Here is a 16,042-nt window from a genome sequence, read left to right on the forward strand (position 1 = left end):
TGTGCGGGCCCCATGCTGTGGGTCCGCGGGAGGACAGTCCTCTGGACCGCAGCTTAGCAGCTTCACCCAACCCGTTGGTTGGGAGGGTTTGCTGCGCCGACTTCTGCCGAACAGACACGAACTCGCACGATCCCGACCGGAATCGTGCGAGTTCGTGTCTGCTCGCGGGTCAGGCGGAGAGTTGCTCCGCTTCGGCGAGTGTGGGGTAGTCGATGTAGCCGGCGGGCCCGGGCGCGTAGAACGTCGCAACGTCGGGCTCGTTGAGTTCAGCGCCCAGAACAAGCCTCTCGATCAGGTCCGGATTGGCGAGGAACCCGCGGCCGACGGCGGCGGCGCTGATCACGCCCCACTCGGCCAGCTGTTCCAACACGGCGAAGTCGGAGTCGACCTCACGCGGGGTGTTGAGCACCACCGCGCCCTCCCACTGGGTGCGCAACGCGGCGAACGCGGCTTGCGAGGGCTCGATCAGCATGTGCAGATACGCGATGCCGAGAGGGGCGATCCGGCACAGCAGTGCCTCGTAGGCGCTGACTTGGTCGACCTCGCGCATGTCGCCGGCACCGTTTCCGGGCGAGATGCGCAGTCCGACGCGTTCCGGTCCGATCTCCGCCGCAACCGCCTCGACCACTTCCGCGGTGAACCGGGCACGGTTGCGGGCCGAGCCGCCGTAGCCGTCGGTGCGCTGGTTGACAACATCGGACATGAACTCGTGCAGCAGGTATCCGTTGGCGGAATGGATCTCGACGCCGTCCATGCCGGCATCGACGGCCCGGCGCGCAGCCGAGCGGAACTGCCCGACGATCGAACCGATCTCGCTCTCGGTCAACGCTCGCGGCACCGGCAGGGGTTGCTTGCCCGCCGGTGTGTGGGCCGTCAGTTCGGCAGCGATGGGTGAGGGACCCACCGTTTCGAAGCCGCTGATATCGGGATGCGCCATGCGGCCGACGTGCCACAGCTGGACGAACATCTTGCCGCCGGCTGCATGCACCGCGGAAGCGATCTCGGCCCACTTGTCCTGATGCCGGTCGGTGTAGAGACCCGGCGTGTTCATGTAAGCGCCATTGGCCTGTTCACAGACGGCCGTGGCCTCGCTGATGATCAGACCCGCCGAAGCCCGCTGCGCGTAGTAAACAGCTGCCAACTCGGAGGGAGTCGCGTCGGGATCGGCGCGGGTTCTGGTCAACGGTGCCATGAAGATTCGATTCGACATGGATGCGCCGCCCAAGGTGACAGGCTTCAGCAGGGCGGAGTTTTCACCGAGAGCGAAGGTCATGCCTGCAGTCAGCGCACATCACCGCGGATTCATTCCCTCAGGCGAGTTCGTGGCCCACTCTCACTCGCCCTGCCCGACGATCGCGCTGACCTTGATCTCGACCCGCATCTTCGGCGCGCCCAGCGCTGTGACACCGATCTGCGTCCAAATCGGCGCCCGGTCCCCGATCCGCTTGCGGAACTGCTCGACCATCACGCGGGTGTGCGCATCGCCGATCTCGTCGTCTTCGACCGGTACGTGGTACGAGTCCACCGTCACCACATCGCGCCAGGTGGCCCCCGCGGCGGCCAACACGCGCTCCACGTTGTCGAAGGCCCGCACAATCTCGTCGTCGAGCACGTCGGGAAACCGGACGTCGTCGTCCCAGCCCCCCTGCCCGGAAATCTCCACCCGGTCTCCGATCCGCAGCGCCTGGTTGTAATGCAGCTTCTCTCGGGCCATCTCACCAAAGCCCGGAGTGATGAAGAATTCGATCTCAGGCATTTCCGATTCCCTTCGGTATTTACTTCATGCGTGAAGTCAACCTAACACGCAATGACTTCACGCGTAAAGTGACGGTGTCGGGATAGGCTGCCGGCATGGCTCGAGCCAAGAAGCGGGACCCGGCCCCACCAGAAGATTCGCTGTGGCTGACCGCGACGGAGAAAGAGGCTTGGACGGGGCTGATCTCCCTCATCCTGCTGCTGCCCGGCCGGCTCGAGGCGCCGCTGCGCAAGGTCGACCTGACCTTGTTCGAATACCTGACGTTGAGCCATATTTCAGAGGCCGAGGATCGCCGGATCCGGATGAGCGAGCTGGCGTACCTCACCAACGGGTCACTGTCGCGGTTGTCGAACGTGGTCAAACGATTTGAACAGCGCGGCTGGGTGGTGCGCTTCCCCGACCCCACCGACGGGCGTTACACCATCGCCGCGCTCACCGATGTGGGATATCGCCTCGTCGTCGATGCTGCACCGATCCACGTGCAGGCCGTACGAGATTTTGTGCTCGACCCGCTCAGCGCCACCGATCAGCAAGCGCTCGCCCGCATCGCGGCCAAGTTGAGAATCAGGCCGGCAGACCTGACGTAGATACTCCTGCCGGACGTGACCTGGTCAGATCAGAATCGTCAGCGGATTCTCGACCCTCCGCACGAATGCTGCCAGCCACTGCGCGGCCACGGCACCGTCGATCACCCGGTGATCGGCGGACAGGGTCACGGTCATCACGGTGCCCACAGCCAGTTCGCCGTCCACCACGACTGGACGCTGGGTCGCCCCACCGACAGCGAGGATTCCCGCCTGTGGCGGGTTCAAGATGGCCGAGAACTCGCTCACCCCGTACATGCCGAGGTTGGAGACCGAAAAACTGCCGCCTTCGAGTTCATGCTGTTGAATCCTGCCGGCGCGGGCGCGTGCCGCGAGGTCGGCGATCTGGGTGGCGATCGCCGACACAGTGAGACTCTCCACGCCCCGGATCACCGGCGTCAGCAAGCCGCCGTCGACCGCGATGGCAACCGCGATATCGGCCGCCGAGAACCGGCGGATCGAATCGCCGTTCCAGATACCATTCGCCTCGGGCACTTCCACCAGGGCACCGGCCACCGCCTTCAGCACGAAGTCGTTCACCGATACCTTGGTGGTTCCTGCCTCGTTGACCGAGCGCCGCAGGTCCAGCAGGGCGTCCACCCGACAGTCGGCAACGACGTAGAAGTGCGGCACCGTGGACTTGCTCTCGGTGAGCCTTCGGGCGATCGCCCTGCGCATACCGGTCAGCGGGATGTCGACATGATTCGTTTCTGCAGGTTCGGCCGTTGATGCAGGTGCTCGCACCGGTTGTGTTGCCGCCTCGGCGTTCTGGACCGGCAGCAGGTCCAGATCCCGACGGACGATTCGTCCGCCCGGTCCCGTGCCGGTCACCGCATCAAGATCGATGCCCCTCTCCCGGGCCAGCTTGCGCACCAACGGTGTGGCGAACAGGCGTCGACCGTTGGTCACCGTCGGCGCTTCGGGAACGGGTTCGGCCGCCTCCAGTACCGGCGCCCCCGATTCCGGATCCTGCGGCGCCGCGCCGGCCAGCGGGTCCGACTCATCGCCGGTGGCGGTTTCCCCCGGCGCCAACACCAAGGCTATGGGTTCCCCGATGGGGACGGTGGCGCCGGCGTCGGCGAGCAAACGTGACAGCACGCCGCCCACCTCGGCTGCGTACTCGACAACCGCTTTGTCCGTTTCGATTTCGGCGATCGGATCGCCGATCGAGATCTCCTGGCCGACTTCGACCAGCCAGGTCTGGATGATCGCTTCGGTCGCATTGGCCAATACCTCGGGCATCCGCACGACGGTGGCCATCAGTTCACCTCGCCCATGCCGATACGGATCTTCTCCAGCCCGGCAACCACTTCCTCGGTGCGTGCGATCGCCGCACGTTCCAGCACTCTGGAGATGCTCGGCGACGCCTCCTCCCCCGACACCCGCTCGACAGGCTGGTCGAGCCAGTCGAAGAGTCGGCGCTGGATCTCATCGGCCAGCCAGCCGCCGTAGGAGCTGCCCTGGGCACCCTGTTCCACGATCAGCACCGCGTTGGTCTTCTTCACGCTGGCCTCGATGGTGCCCCAGTCGATCGATGCGCGGTCCAGCCAACGCAGGTCGATCAGTTCGGCGTCCATGCCGGTCTGTTCGATCGCCTCGGCACAGTGGCCCACCATCGACAGGTAACTGATCACGGTCACGTCGTTGCCGACCCGCCGGATCGCGGCATGGCCCGGCGGAATGATGTAGTCGAGATCCCCGTCGGGAATCTGATCAGCGATCCCGTAGAGGTCCACATGCTCGATCACGAGTACCGGATCCTGCAGTGCCAGTGCGGCGTTCATCAGACCTATGTAGTCGGCGGCCGTCGACGGCGCCACGATTCTCCAACCCGGGCTGGTGGCGAAGATCCCGGCCGGATCCATCAGATGCTGCGAGCCGTATCCGGATCCCATCGCGACCTTGGTGCGGAGCACGAATGGAACGGAGTTCTCGCCGCCGAACATGTGGCGCGCCTTCCCGATCTGGTTGAACACCTGATCGGCGGCGACCCACATGAAGTCGGGGTACATGAACTCCACCACCGGCCGGAACCGGCCGTCGAGCGCCATGCCTCCACCGATTCCGGTGAAGGCGTTCTCACTGATCGGGGTGCCGACCAACCGGTTGTCGCCGTACTTGGCCAACCCCTTGGTCGCGCCGTTGGTGCCACCGTTGAGATGGTGAACGTCCTCGCCGAAGATCACGATCCGATCGTCGGTTTCCATCCGGCGGTCCATCACCCCGGAGACGGCTTCAACGAATTTCACCGGGCGCCAGGGGCCTTCGAACGTCGTCGGCTCCAGCGCGGCCAGCGAGTTCAGTTCGCTGGCGTCGCCGCGGACACCGACGTTGACGAAACTGGGATCCGGCCAGAGTTCGGGCCGGATGCGGCGCTTGCCCGCCTTTTCCGGATCGGATTCCAAGAGTTCGGCTACCGCTTCAGACATCGCGTCCTGCGCCTGTTTGCGCAGCGACGCCACAGCCGCCTCGTTGATGAGTCCCAGCGCGATCATCTGATCCGCCACCTTCCGGAGGGGATCCCGCGCGCGCCATGACGCTTCTTCGTCCTTGTCGCGGTAGCCGAAGGCACTGCCCGGGAAAGGCCCGTTCTGGTGGAAGAACCGGTAGACCTCCGCCTCGATGACAGCGGGTCCACCGCCGTTGCGCATCTGTTCGGCCGCCTGCTGGGTCGCCAGGTGCACCGCGAGTGGATCCATTCCGTCGACGCGCCAACTGGGAATCCCGAAACCCTGCCCACGGACCGACAACCGTGGATCGGCGGTGATCTCGTCGACACGGGTCGACACCGCGTACAGGTTGTTCTCTATGAAGAAGCAGAACGGCAGCTTCCAAGCGGCCGCCAGGTTCATGGTCTCCAACACCGAGCCGATCTGGCTGGATCCGTCGCCGAAGTAGCTCATCGTCAAGTCTGTTGTGCCACTGTGCTTTTGCGCCCAGGCGTTTCCGGCTCCCATCGGGACCCCGCCGCCGACAATCGCGTTGGTCCCCAGTGCGCCCGCCTCGAACCACTGCAGGTGCATCGAGCCCCCGCGACCGCGGCAGAACCCCTGGGCCAAGCCGAGGATCTCGGCGAGCGTCTTCTGAAGCAGGCGCTGGATCTTGGGCGTGATCGCCGCGGCCGGGTCGATCACCCCACCGGAGACGTGGGTCAACGCTTTGGCCAGGAATTGATGGTGACCGCGATGGGAACCGTTGACCGCATCGGACGACCGGAGGCCGACAATGGATCCAACCGCGCCACCTTCCTGCCCGATGCTCGAGTGCGCGGGACCATGAACCAGACCTTCGCCGGCCAGTTCCAACACCACCTCCTCGAACACCCGGATGATGTGCAGCTCGGCGAGCATCGTGCCGAGAAGCGCCGGGTCAGCGGCCTCCCAGTCCTCGTCGGTGGTCGACAACTCGATCCAGGGAGCGCCCGTTTCCAGGCGGTTCTGCTGTGGCATGTCCCTCATTTCCATCGACGGCGGGCGGCTCGGGTGCCGGTCGATCTCTTGGCTCTGTGTCGCGAACATACCTCGATTGGATACACTTTGGCCATAGTTCTTGCGAAAATGCCCGTCGGGACCGCTATTATCAGGGTTATTGGATCCACTGAGGAGGTTTCATGCCGCTACCGGGTCTGGTCGGCACCGACCACATCGGCTTCACCGTGCCCGACCTCGAGCAGGCGCACGACTTCTTCGTCCGCGTACTCGGATGCACCCACGTCTACACACTCGGGCCCTACGCCCACGACGACGACTGGATGAAGGAGCACCTCAACGTCCACCCGCGCACAGTGATGCGTGAACTCCGGTTCTACCGCTGCGGCACGGGGGCGAACTTCGAGGTCTTCTCCTACGAACCGGCGGACGGCCAAGCGCCGCAACCCCGGAACAGTGACGTCGGCGGACACCATCTGGCCTTCTACGTGCACGACATCGACGCCGCGGTTGCGTATCTGCAGTCCGAGGCGGTCGAGGTGCTCGGCGGGCCGACAGCCAGTCGAAACGCCAGCGAAGGGCAGCGTTGGGTGTACTTTCTGAGCCCGTGGGGCATGCAATTCGAACTGGTCAGCTTTCCCGAAGGCAAGGCCTACGAAGCCGACGCCGACGTACTGCTGTGGAACCCGAACCAACCGGCGGACTGACTCCCCGATGACCCAATCCCAGGTGCGCGACGGCGTCACCGGCGCCCGAGTGGCTGACGAACTGCGTAATGCCATCCTGCGCGGAATGTATCCGCCAGGAACCCGATTACGGCAGGAGGAGCTCGCAAACCAGTACGGCGCCAGCCGAGTGCCGGTGCGAGAAGCGTTGCGGATACTCGAATCCGACGGTCTCGTCACCACGGTGGCCAACGCCGGCGCATGGATCGCCCGTCTAAGTCTCGACGAATGCGTGGAGCTCTATCAGGTCCGCGAACGGATCGAACCGCTGTTGCTGCGTTACAGCATGCCGCACCTGCCCAGTGAGCAGGTCGACCGGCTGGCCACTCTGGCCGAGGAGATGGCGGCAGTCCACGATGTCGAGCGGTTCCTGGAACTGGATCGCGAATTCCATCTCGGCAGTTACGCGGGAGCCAACACCACGTTCCTGGGACAGACCGTGGAGCGGCTGTGGAACACCACTCAGCACTATCGCCGCGCATTCACCCAACTCCTGAACGAAGACAGTCATCGCATCCTGCACGACGAGCACCACATGTTGGTCGCCGCGATCCGCGACGGCGATTCCACCGAGGCCGAGCGGGTGCTCCTCGGCCACATCCGACGCACCCGACGCCAACTCGCCAATCACCCAGAAGTCTTCGAGTAACCACACCACCGAACAGGATCCGCACATGGCAATCGCAACCATCAACCCGGCCACCGGCAACACCGTCGAGACCTTCGAACCGCACGACAGCGCCGAGGTGGAACGGCGCATCGCCGAGGCCTACCAGGCGGCACAGACGCTGCGCAGCACCAGCTACGCCCAGCGGGCGGAATGGATGCACGCCACCGCCGACCTCCTGGAAGCCGATGTGGACCGCGCCGCCGCGATGATCACCCTGGAGATGGGCAAGCCCATCGCGCAGTCCCGCGGCGAGGTACTCAAGTGCGCGAAGAACATCCGCTTCTACGCTGACAACGCCGAATCATTCCTCGCCGCCGAGGAACTCGCCGATCCATCCGTTGTGGCGGCGTCCTCCGCGGGCACGGTGTGGCAGCCGCTTGGGGTCGTGCTGGCCGTCATGCCTTGGAATTATCCTCTGTGGCAGGTCATTCGGTTCGCTGCACCGGCGTTGATGGCAGGAAACACCGGCCTGCTCAAGCACGCGTCGAACGTGCCGCAGTCCGCGTTGTACCTCGACGAACTCTTCGAGAGGGGCGGCTTTCCCTCCGGTTCGTTCCGCACCCTGTTGATCGGGTCCGCTGAAGTTGCTGCGGTGATCGAGGACCGACGTGTCAAGGCGGTCACGCTCACCGGTTCTGAGCCGGCGGGCCGTTCCGTGGCCTCGACTGCGGGCCAGGAGATCAAGAAGGCCGTGCTGGAACTCGGCGGTTCGGATCCCTTCATCGTCATGCCCAGCGCCGACCTCGAGGCGGCATCAACCACCGCGGTGAAGGCACGGATCTCCAACAACGGCCAGTCCTGCATCGCCGGAAAGCGATTCATCATCCACGCCGATGTCTACGACCAGTTCGTCGGCCTCTTTGTCGACAAGATGAAGGCTCTTGTCGTCGGGGACCCAATGGACGAAGCGACCGAAGTCGGCCCGCTCGCCACCGCATCAGGTCGCACTGATGTCGCCGAACTGGTCGACGATGCGGTCGCCAAGGGTGCGCAACTCCTCACCGGCGGCGGCGCTCCGGACCAGCCCGGGTGGTTCTACGAACCGACCGTTCTGACCGGCTTGTCCGACGACATGCGGATCGTGATGGAGGAGACCTTCGGCCCGGTGGCCTCGGTGTACAAGGTGGCAGACCGCGAGGAGGCCGTGCACGTCGCCAACCAGACGACGTTCGGGCTGAGCTCGTCGGTGTGGAGTAGCGAAGAAGCAGAACAGGATTGGTTCATCGCCAACCTCGATGCCGGCGCGGTGTTCCTCAACGGCATGACGGTTTCCTACCCCGAGCTGCCGTTCGGCGGGGTCAAGGACTCGGGCTACGGGCGCGAGCTCGCCGCCGCCGGCATCCGCGAATTCTGCAACCTGAAGACGGTCTGGAAAGCCTGAGCTACCTATTTGGTGGACCGGTAGAGCCCCGTACCACCAGCGCCACCGGCAAGAGCCGATGCGCCGGGCGACCATCATTGATCACTTCGAGGATCAGTTGCGCCGCTGCTGCTCCGATGTCGTTTTGCGGGATGGCCACCGTCGTCAGGGCGGGATCCAGAAAACCCGACAGCGGCATGTCGTTGAAGCCGACGACCGACACGTCCTCAGGACAACGGAGCCCCCGTCCCCGTAGTGCCGAGTAACAGCCGATCGCGATCATGTCGTTGCCGGCGATCACTGCTGTCGGTATGTGGCGGTCCAGGAGACGGTTGAATGCGTGAGCACCTTCGTCCACCGCGTAACGATCGGCGGTCTCGATCAGGTCCGGACCGGCGGCGACCCCCGCGGCGGCCATCGCCTCCTCGAAGGCGGCACGTCGAACCCGGGTCATCGACAGCGTGGCTGGGCCGGTGACGTGCGCGATTGTGGTGTGCCCCAGCCCGATGAGATGACTCACCGCCGCCCGCATGCCGGTGGCGTCGTCGCTGACCACCGAGGCGGTCTCGGTGTCCATCAGCCGGTTCACCAGCACCACAGGGGCTTTCGACTCCACAAGTGTTGCTACGGCAGGGTCATCTCGTCTCGAGGAGGCGATGATGAAGCCGTCGCAGTGCCGCGCCGTGAGCACCTTGATCAGATGGTCTTCGCGCTCGGGGCTGTCGTCGGTGTTGGCGATCAGCGCCTCGTAGCCGGCTTCGCGCAGACCGTCCTCGATACCGCGGACGATGGGTGGAAACACAGGATTGCCGAGATCGGGAATCAGCACCCCGATGGTGTGGGAGCGGCGGGTTCGCAGATTCCGCCCGAGCTGATCGGGCACGTAGCCCAGGCGCGTCGCCGCCTCTTTGACACGCCGGGTGGTCTCAGGGGTGATCCGGCCCGTGAGTTCAGGGTTGAGTGCCCGCGATGCCGTGCCCGGATGAACGCCGGCAGCGCGGGCGACATCCTGGATCGTCGGCTTGGGCACGCGGCCAGCGTAGTCGGATTCCGATCGACCATTGCGGTACAGCCACGTTCGAGTAAGCTGGTTGGCAATCGATTGCCACCTGGTGGAAGGACTGCAGATGCCCCGGATCAGCTACATCGACCCCGATTCGATCACCGACCCCGAACTCGCCGGTTACATCGCCGACTCCCGCACGTACGGCACACCGCGCGTCGAGAGCCAGGCCATCCGCGCGCATGTGCCCGCGGTGCTGCGCTCGTTCAACCAGTCATGGCAGGCGGTGTTCCGTGAGGGTGTGCTCGACCATTCGGTCAAGGAGCTCGCCCGGGTATTCATCGCCAAGTCGCTGGACTGCGGCTACTGCGCAGGCCAGCGCTCCCACCTGGCACTGGCCGCCGGCCTGTCCGAGCGCGAATTCGACGACGTGATCGAGTTCCGTGACTCCGAGGCCTTTTCACCCCGCGAGAAGGCGGCCCTGCTGCTCGCCGAGGCCATCGCCTGGGATCCCAGCCTGGCTGACGACAGCGTCTGGACGCTGCTGCACGCACACTTCACCGAGCCCGAGATCGTCGAGCTCGGCTACTTCATCGGATTGACGATGGGTCAGCAGAAGTTCCTCAAGACGCTCGGCATCCAACACGGAGATCTCGACAGGGCCTCCACTGCCGGGCTCGCACCCGAGGTCGCCGCCGCACTGCAGACCTGAACTGAGCGCGAAAGTGCGGTTTGATACGCGCCTTCGGCGTGTTGCGTATCAAACCGCACTCTCAGCGGGCGAGGCCTAATACTCGTTGGCGACGAAGAGCTCCTGGGCCGGGAACTTGGTGAGGATCACGGGGCCGTTGTCGGTGACGACGACCTCTTCCTCGATGCGGGCAGCGGAGATGCCGTCGGAGGCGGGCGCGTAGGTTTCCATGGCGAACACCATGCCGGCCTGCAACTCGACCGGGTTCTCCAGTGAGTTGAGCCGCGAGATGATAGGCCGCTCATGCAACCCGAGCCCCAGACCGTGGGCGAATTGCAGGCCGAAAGCGGCCATCTCGTTCTCGAAGCCGAAATCCTCGGCCTTCGGCAGCAGCCGGGCTATCTGATCCGACCCGACCCCGGGCTGGATCGCCTCGATGGACCGATCCATCCATTCCCGGGCCTGCTTGTAGGCATCGCGCTGGCTCTCCGTGGCACTGCCCACTCCGAATGTCCGGTAGTAGCAGGTTCGATACCCGTTGTAGGAGTGGATGATGTCGAAGAACGCCTGATCACCCGGACGGATGATCCGGTCGGTGAAGTTGTGCGGATGAGGATTGCACCGCTCACCGGAGATCGCGTTGACGGCCTCGACCTGATCGGAGCCCATCTCGTAGAGCCGTTTGTTGGCAAGTGCGACGATTTCGTTCTCCCGGACGCCGGGTTTGAGTACGTCGACGATGTCCTGATACACCCCGTCGACCATGGCTGCGGCTTGGTTGAGCAGCATGATCTCGTCGGCTGACTTGATCACTCGCGCGTCCAGCATGCTCTGCTGCGCGTCCACCACGGTCAAACCCTGGCGCTGCATTTCGAACAGAAACGGCGGCTCGACGATGTCCATGCCCACCGGCAAACCTGCCAGGCCGGCATCGGAGAGAATGCCTTTGATCTCGGTGACCGCATCACGCATCAGCCCGGCATCCGGGGCCACGGCACCGCGGAACCCGAGGAAACCCGCCCGCCAGTTCTCCTGTGGCAGCCACGGGGAGTACAGCTTGTGGTGCCGTACCGCGGAGCCGAAGTCCCAGAGGATCGGGTCACCCTCGCGGGTGAGCAGGCAGTACCGAATCATCTTGTCGCCCAGTGCACCCCCGATCCAGGTCTGGGTGGTGTAGCGGATGTTGTAGAAGTCGAACAGCAGGAAGGCCCCGCATTCGCTGGCCGCCAGCGCGGCTTTTGCCCGCCCGATCCGGTAATTCCGGAGCCGGGCGAAATCGACCCGCTCCTCGTAGTCGACACCCATGTGGCCTGGGGCGCCGATGGGGCGCACCACGACCGGCGGAGCAACCAGCGCTGTCATGAAAGCACCGGGGTCAGACCGTCGTCCACCGAGACGTTCTCCGGCTTCAGCTCGAGACCGGCGCCGCGGGCCACCTCGAGCAGCAACGTCGCAAAATCCTCCTCGATGCCCACACCCGCACCCGCAGCCTGCGCGACGATCTGCCGGGTCGCCGATGCGATCGGCATCGGGGACTTCAGCGCATACGCTGCTTCCAGCCCCAGATCGAAGTCTTTCTGCAGCAACTCCATGGTGAACGTGGGGCTGAAGTCCAGATTCACAAACGCCGGCGACTTGTACTGAGTGAAAACCGAACCCATCACCGAGTCATTGAGGAAGGCAAGGAAATCAGCACGGCTGACCCCGCCCTTCTCCACCAATACTGTGATCTCGGCCAGACACTGAGTGACCACACCCAGCATCAGGTTGTGGGCGATCTTCACCAACCGCGCCACCTCGCCCTCACCCACATACGTGACACTGCGACCAAACACGTTGAGCACCGGCTCGATCGACTCGAACACCTCACGCGGACCCGACACCGCCACCGTCAACTTTCCCGCAGCGATCACCTTCGGATTCCCACTGACCGGAGTGGCCAGCAAGTCACATCCACGCGAGTTGGCCGCCTCCCGGATCCGTGCACTGACCTCCGCCGACACCGTCGACGAATCGGCGATGATGCGAGGCGACGCGTCGCCGGTGAGCAGACCGCCCTCGCCGAGCATGACCTGCTCCAGATCTTTCGACGACGACACCATCGAGAACACCAGATCACGATCAGCCAGATCCACCGGCCGGGCAGCCACTTTCGCACCCTTCTCCGCCAGATGCGCGACCTTCGACGCCGTCCGGTTGTACACCGTGACGTCGTAGCCGGCATCCAACAGCCGGGTGATGAGCTGAGCACCCATCCGGCCCGCACCGATCCAGCCGATTTTCAAATTCGCGACAGACATGTTGTTTTCCTATTCTTTTCAGGCCGTGGGTTGGGTGGCCGGGGTGTCGGAGGCGGCAGGTGCCTGTACCGCTCCGCCGAAGTAGAGATCAGCGATCTCGGGGTTGTTGAGCACGGACTGTGCTGGGCCGGTGAGCAATACCCGTCCGCTTTCCATCACGATGCCGCTGGATGCCATCCGGAGGCCGAACCGGACATTCTGCTCCACCATCAGCACGGCCTTGCCGCTGGAGCGCATGATCGCCACGGCTTCGTCGATGACGGTGAGCGATTTCGGGTCCAGACCCAGGGACGGCTCGTCGAGCAGGACCAGTTTGGGATCGAGCATGAGGGACCGTGCGAATTCCACCATGCGCCGCTGCCCGCCCGAGAGGTTGCCGCAGCGGATCCCGGTCTTGTCCTTGACCAGCGGGAACATGTTGAGCACCTCGTCATAGCGCTGCTTCACCAGTGCGCGTTGGCGGCGGATGACATACGCACCCATCAGGATGTTCTCTTTGACGGTGAGGGGCGGGAAGAGCCCGTTGCTCTGCGGAACCTGAGTGACACCGCAGCCCAGCACCGCGTCAGGCGCCATCCCGGTGATGTCTTTGCCGTCGAGCAGGATTCTGCCGGCACTCGGCTTGAGGATCCCGCTCACCGCGCGCAGCACGGTGGACTTTCCGGCACCGTTCGGTCCGACGATGCAGCCGAGTTCTCCGGCTGCGACCTCGAGATCAACACCCTGGAGGACATTGCCGCCGCCATAACCGGCGACCACTCCTTCGAGTCGGATCATGCGGGATTCCTTTCCACCACTGAGACGCTCGTGCCCTTGGACGGTGCCTCGAGCAGATAGTCGTCGCCGAGATAGGCGTCGAGCACCAGCGGATCCTTCTGAATCTGCTCCGGTGTCCCCTGTGCGATCACCGCTCCGCGGGCCAGTACCCGGATGGGGTCGCACAATCCGACCACGAACGGCATGTTGTGTTCGACCAGCAAAAACGTCGTACCCTTGGCATTCAGTTCGCGGATCAGATCACCCATCCGCTGGATCAACGTCGGGTTGATACCACCGGCCGGCTCGTCGAGCAGGATCAGCTTCGGATCCAGCATCAGCACCTGCGCGAGTTCGACGAGCTTCTGCTGGCCGTAGGACAGTGCTCCTGCCCGAGCGTCGCGATAGGCGGCCATGCCGACGAACTCGAGCAGTTCTTCGGCGCGAGCGGCTTCGGATCCGCTGACCGCACCCAGCCCGAGTTGGCCCACCGAGAAGTCCCGCAGCGGTGAGACGACATTCTCGAGCACCGTCATCTCCCGGAACAACCGGGTGATCTGGAAAGTTCGGCCGACCCCGCGGTGAGCGCGTGACCACGGCGTCAGCCCTTCGAGATGTTCACCGTTCAAAAGAATTTCGCCCTTGTCGGGTGCCATGGTCCCGGAGATCAGATTGAACACCGTCGTCTTGCCCGATCCGTTCGGCCCGATCAACGCCGTGATCGACCCCTCGGGCACTGTGAAGCTGCAGTCGTTGACGGCGTGGTTGCCCCCGAAGCTCTTGTGTAGGCCGCGGACCTCGAGCAGCGTTTTGCCGGTCGGTTCGGGTCTGCGGACCTCGGTGGTGGCCGACGGACGGTCCAGCGGATTGAGACGGGCACCGGAAAGTCCTACCGTGCCTCGGGTTCTCGCCTTCTCGATCAGCCCGGCCAGAGTCGGCAGAATGCCCTTGGGCAGCAGGATCACCAGCAGGATCAGCAATCCACCGAACAGGACGAGGCGGGCGTTGCCGCCACCGAAGGCCTGGTTGGCATAGATGTTGACCGGCTGAATGATGAATGCGCCCAACACCGGGCCGAACAGCGTGCCGCGGCCGCCGAGAATGACCGAGAGGACGATCAGTGCGCTGGTGATGATGGAGAACATGCCGATCGGGTCGACGAAGGACAGGTAGTACCCGTACACCGAACCGGCCATGCCGACGAACAATGCGCTGGCTCCGAACGCGAGCAGTTTGTAGACGGGCGCGTTGACACCGATGGTGCCTGCTTTGCCCTCGTCCTCGCGGATGGCGATCAGGCCCATGCCGAACTTGGTGCGACGAATCCACCACGTCATGAGCAGTGACAGGCCGAGCAGCACACAAAGCAACAGATGGAATGGCCAATTGCCCCAGGAATCAGGCCAATCCGGCAGCGGGAGCGTAAGACCGGCGGAGCCGTTGGTGACAGGCACCCACTCGATGGCGACGAACTGGATGAGGAACAGGAACGCCACCGTGATGATGACGAACGCCGGGCCGCGCGAGCGGTAGGTGACCAGACCGAGCAGCATCGCGATGCCGGCGGCGATGATGCCGGCGAGCGGGACCCACAGCAGTGGTTCGATGTCGGTGAATCGATTCGACAGGATCGCACCGACATAGGCGCCGATCCCGATGAACGCACCCTGGCTCAACGACAGGTAGCCGGTGAAGCCGGTGATGATGTTCAGCCCGCTGGCGCCGATGGCGAGCACCAGCGACAGGATCACGATGTTCTGTGCGGACATGCTGGGCGACAACGGGAAGAGGAGGATGACGACAGCCGCGACAGCGACCAGTCCGCGGGTCACCCAGGTGTGCAGCTTCGGGTCGAGCAGACGGGTTGTGGTGGTCGTAGAGGTACTCATGCCACCGCGTCCTCTCTGAGTCGGGTGCCGAGCAGGCCCTGCGGCCGGGTGATCAGCACAACGATGATGACCAGGAACGGCACCGCCACCGGCCAGGCTGCTCCCACGTAGGCGGTGGCGGCCATCTCCCCGACACCGATCACCAGGGCGCCCAGGACAGCTCCCGGCAGGCTGCCGAGACCGCCGAGTACGACGATCGCCAGCAGTCGGGCGATCCACTGGTAGTGAGTTCCGGGCAGGAACGGGTAGATGGTGGAGAGCATCGCCCCGCCGGCGCCGAGGGTGGCCACGCCGATGGCGAAGGTGAGAGCGGCGATGGTCGCGACGCTCACCCCCACCAGCAGCGCGCCACTCTCATTGGACGAGGCCGCGCGGATGGCCCGACCCGCCCAGGTGTGGTTGAGCAACAGGTAGAGCGCGCCCATCACCGCGACCGCGATGACCGCGGCGATCAGCATGGCCTGCGGTACGTAGATCGAACCCAGCGTCAGCGAGGCGTCGGTGTAGGACACCACCACGGTGCTCGAGGTATTGCCCCAGATGAAGCCCATGATGCCCTCGAGCATCAACGCGATCCCGAAGGTCGCCAGCACCGTCATGGTGACGTGTGCGCCACGGACATGGCGAATCACCAGGACGTAGACCAGCCAACCGAACCCGAACATCACCGCCATGACGATCGGGATGGAGAGCAGGGGGTCCAGCCCTAGTTGCTTCCACAGGGTGTAGGTGAGGAACGCCGCGAGAACGGCGAAGGCGCCGTGGGCGAGGTTGATCACCCGCATGACCCCGAAGATCAGGGTCAGCCCGGATGCCATCAGCGCATACAGCGCGCCGACGAGCAGGCCGAGGATGAGCGTTTGGACAAGGGATGTCATGG

The 16,042-nt window shown here is 64.5% G+C and carries 15 protein-coding genes; 5 read left to right on the forward strand and 10 right to left on the reverse strand.

Annotated elements, in window-relative coordinates; genetic code table 11:
• Positions 1–169: 169 nt before the first annotated feature.
• Both G6N53_RS28015 and G6N53_RS28020 read right to left on the reverse strand, forming a co-directional pair.
• Entirely contained in the window at positions 170–1,273 is a 1,104-nt protein-coding gene (locus tag G6N53_RS28015) for an alkene reductase (protein ID WP_163894701.1), read from the reverse strand.
• A gap of 60 nt (positions 1,274–1,333) precedes the next feature.
• Entirely contained in the window at positions 1,334–1,756 is a 423-nt protein-coding gene (locus G6N53_RS28020; RefSeq protein WP_163894703.1) for a Rid family hydrolase, read from the reverse strand.
• 95 nt (positions 1,757–1,851) lie between these two features.
• On the opposite strand from G6N53_RS28020, the gene G6N53_RS28025 reads away from it, so the two are divergent.
• A complete protein-coding gene (locus G6N53_RS28025) occupies positions 1,852–2,343 on the forward strand; it encodes a MarR family winged helix-turn-helix transcriptional regulator (protein ID WP_163894705.1) in 492 nt (163 codons plus the stop codon).
• 24 nt (positions 2,344–2,367) lie between these two features.
• On the opposite strand, the gene G6N53_RS28030 is transcribed toward G6N53_RS28025, so the two are convergent.
• Positions 2,368–3,600, reverse strand: coding sequence for a dihydrolipoamide acetyltransferase family protein (locus G6N53_RS28030; RefSeq protein WP_163894707.1), 1,233 nt, complete (start codon positions 3,598–3,600; stop codon positions 2,368–2,370).
• Complete coding sequence (locus G6N53_RS28035; RefSeq protein ID WP_163894710.1) at positions 3,600–5,789, reverse strand: alpha-ketoacid dehydrogenase subunit alpha/beta; 2,190 nt, start codon at positions 5,787–5,789, stop codon at positions 3,600–3,602. Before G6N53_RS28035 ends, G6N53_RS28030 begins: the two co-directional genes overlap by 1 nt.
• A gap of 161 nt (positions 5,790–5,950) precedes the next feature.
• Between G6N53_RS28035 and G6N53_RS28040 the strand changes: the two genes are divergently transcribed.
• Genes G6N53_RS28040 through G6N53_RS28050 form a run of 3 tightly spaced genes read left to right on the forward strand, consistent with a single transcriptional unit; the run spans position 5,951 to position 8,544 of the window.
• A complete protein-coding gene (locus G6N53_RS28040) occupies positions 5,951–6,475 on the forward strand; it encodes a VOC family protein (RefSeq protein WP_163894711.1) in 525 nt (174 codons plus the stop codon).
• Positions 6,476–6,482: 7 nt separating this feature from the next.
• A complete protein-coding gene (locus tag G6N53_RS28045; RefSeq protein ID WP_163894713.1) occupies positions 6,483–7,142 on the forward strand; it encodes a GntR family transcriptional regulator in 660 nt (219 codons plus the stop codon).
• Positions 7,143–7,167: 25 nt separating this feature from the next.
• A complete protein-coding gene (locus G6N53_RS28050; RefSeq protein WP_163894716.1) occupies positions 7,168–8,544 on the forward strand; it encodes an NADP-dependent succinic semialdehyde dehydrogenase in 1,377 nt (458 codons plus the stop codon).
• Between the two features lies 1 nt (position 8,545).
• Here the strand turns inward: G6N53_RS28050 and G6N53_RS28055 are convergent, their stop codons facing one another.
• The gene (locus G6N53_RS28055) at positions 8,546–9,553 is read right to left on the reverse strand and encodes a LacI family DNA-binding transcriptional regulator (RefSeq protein ID WP_163894718.1); all 1,008 of its coding nucleotides are present in this window, start codon (positions 9,551–9,553) and stop codon (positions 8,546–8,548) included.
• A gap of 97 nt (positions 9,554–9,650) precedes the next feature.
• Here G6N53_RS28055 and G6N53_RS28060 point away from each other — a divergent pair, with 97 nt between their 5' ends.
• On the forward strand, positions 9,651–10,238 hold the full coding sequence (locus G6N53_RS28060) for a carboxymuconolactone decarboxylase family protein (RefSeq protein WP_163894720.1): 588 nt from the start codon (positions 9,651–9,653) through the stop codon (positions 10,236–10,238).
• A 75-nt stretch (positions 10,239–10,313) separates the two neighbouring features.
• On the opposite strand, the gene G6N53_RS28065 is transcribed toward G6N53_RS28060, so the two are convergent.
• The 5 genes from G6N53_RS28065 to G6N53_RS28085 are packed head-to-tail and all read right to left on the reverse strand — an operon-like array spanning position 10,314 to position 16,040.
• A complete protein-coding gene (locus G6N53_RS28065; protein WP_163894722.1) occupies positions 10,314–11,579 on the reverse strand; it encodes a M24 family metallopeptidase in 1,266 nt (421 codons plus the stop codon).
• Positions 11,576–12,517, reverse strand: coding sequence for an NAD(P)-dependent oxidoreductase (locus G6N53_RS28070; RefSeq protein WP_163894724.1), 942 nt, complete (start codon positions 12,515–12,517; stop codon positions 11,576–11,578). Before G6N53_RS28070 ends, G6N53_RS28065 begins: the two co-directional genes overlap by 4 nt.
• A gap of 18 nt (positions 12,518–12,535) precedes the next feature.
• Positions 12,536–13,294, reverse strand: a complete 759-nt coding sequence (locus G6N53_RS28075; RefSeq protein ID WP_163894726.1) for an ABC transporter ATP-binding protein — start codon at positions 13,292–13,294, stop codon at positions 12,536–12,538.
• Complete coding sequence (locus G6N53_RS28080) at positions 13,291–15,162, reverse strand: branched-chain amino acid ABC transporter ATP-binding protein/permease (RefSeq protein ID WP_163894728.1); 1,872 nt, start codon at positions 15,160–15,162, stop codon at positions 13,291–13,293. The genes G6N53_RS28075 and G6N53_RS28080 overlap by 4 nt, the downstream gene beginning before the upstream one ends.
• On the reverse strand, positions 15,159–16,040 hold the full coding sequence (locus G6N53_RS28085) for a branched-chain amino acid ABC transporter permease (RefSeq protein WP_163894730.1): 882 nt from the start codon (positions 16,038–16,040) through the stop codon (positions 15,159–15,161). Before G6N53_RS28085 ends, G6N53_RS28080 begins: the two co-directional genes overlap by 4 nt.
• Positions 16,041–16,042 lie beyond the last annotated feature (2 nt).

It is taken from the genome of Mycolicibacterium hippocampi, from assembly GCF_010723735.1.
Lineage (GTDB): Bacteria > Actinomycetota > Actinomycetes > Mycobacteriales > Mycobacteriaceae > Mycobacterium > Mycobacterium hippocampi.

Bases quoted from the DNA above. Each gene is read 5' to 3' on its own strand.
- G6N53_RS28050 (WP_163894716.1), top strand. From the start codon at position 7,168: ATGGCAATCGCAACCATCAACCCGGCCACCGGCAACACCGTCGAGACC.
- G6N53_RS28085 (WP_163894730.1), bottom strand. From the start codon at position 16,040: ATGACATCCCTTGTCCAAACGCTCATCCTCGGCCTGCTCGTCGGCGCG.
- G6N53_RS28015 (WP_163894701.1), bottom strand. From the start codon at position 1,273: ATGACCTTCGCTCTCGGTGAAAACTCCGCCCTGCTGAAGCCTGTCACC.
- G6N53_RS28080 (WP_163894728.1), bottom strand. From the start codon at position 15,162: ATGAGTACCTCTACGACCACCACAACCCGTCTGCTCGACCCGAAGCTG.
- G6N53_RS28040 (WP_163894711.1), top strand. From the start codon at position 5,951: ATGCCGCTACCGGGTCTGGTCGGCACCGACCACATCGGCTTCACCGTG.
- G6N53_RS28070 (WP_163894724.1), bottom strand. From the start codon at position 12,517: ATGTCTGTCGCGAATTTGAAAATCGGCTGGATCGGTGCGGGCCGGATG.
- G6N53_RS28065 (WP_163894722.1), bottom strand. From the start codon at position 11,579: ATGACAGCGCTGGTTGCTCCGCCGGTCGTGGTGCGCCCCATCGGCGCC.
- G6N53_RS28030 (WP_163894707.1), bottom strand. From the start codon at position 3,600: ATGGCCACCGTCGTGCGGATGCCCGAGGTATTGGCCAATGCGACCGAA.
- G6N53_RS28025 (WP_163894705.1), top strand. From the start codon at position 1,852: ATGGCTCGAGCCAAGAAGCGGGACCCGGCCCCACCAGAAGATTCGCTG.
- G6N53_RS28075 (WP_163894726.1), bottom strand. From the start codon at position 13,294: ATGATCCGACTCGAAGGAGTGGTCGCCGGTTATGGCGGCGGCAATGTC.
- G6N53_RS28035 (WP_163894710.1), bottom strand. From the start codon at position 5,789: ATGCCACAGCAGAACCGCCTGGAAACGGGCGCTCCCTGGATCGAGTTG.
- G6N53_RS28045 (WP_163894713.1), top strand. From the start codon at position 6,483: ATGACCCAATCCCAGGTGCGCGACGGCGTCACCGGCGCCCGAGTGGCT.
- G6N53_RS28060 (WP_163894720.1), top strand. From the start codon at position 9,651: ATGCCCCGGATCAGCTACATCGACCCCGATTCGATCACCGACCCCGAA.
- G6N53_RS28020 (WP_163894703.1), bottom strand. From the start codon at position 1,756: ATGCCTGAGATCGAATTCTTCATCACTCCGGGCTTTGGTGAGATGGCC.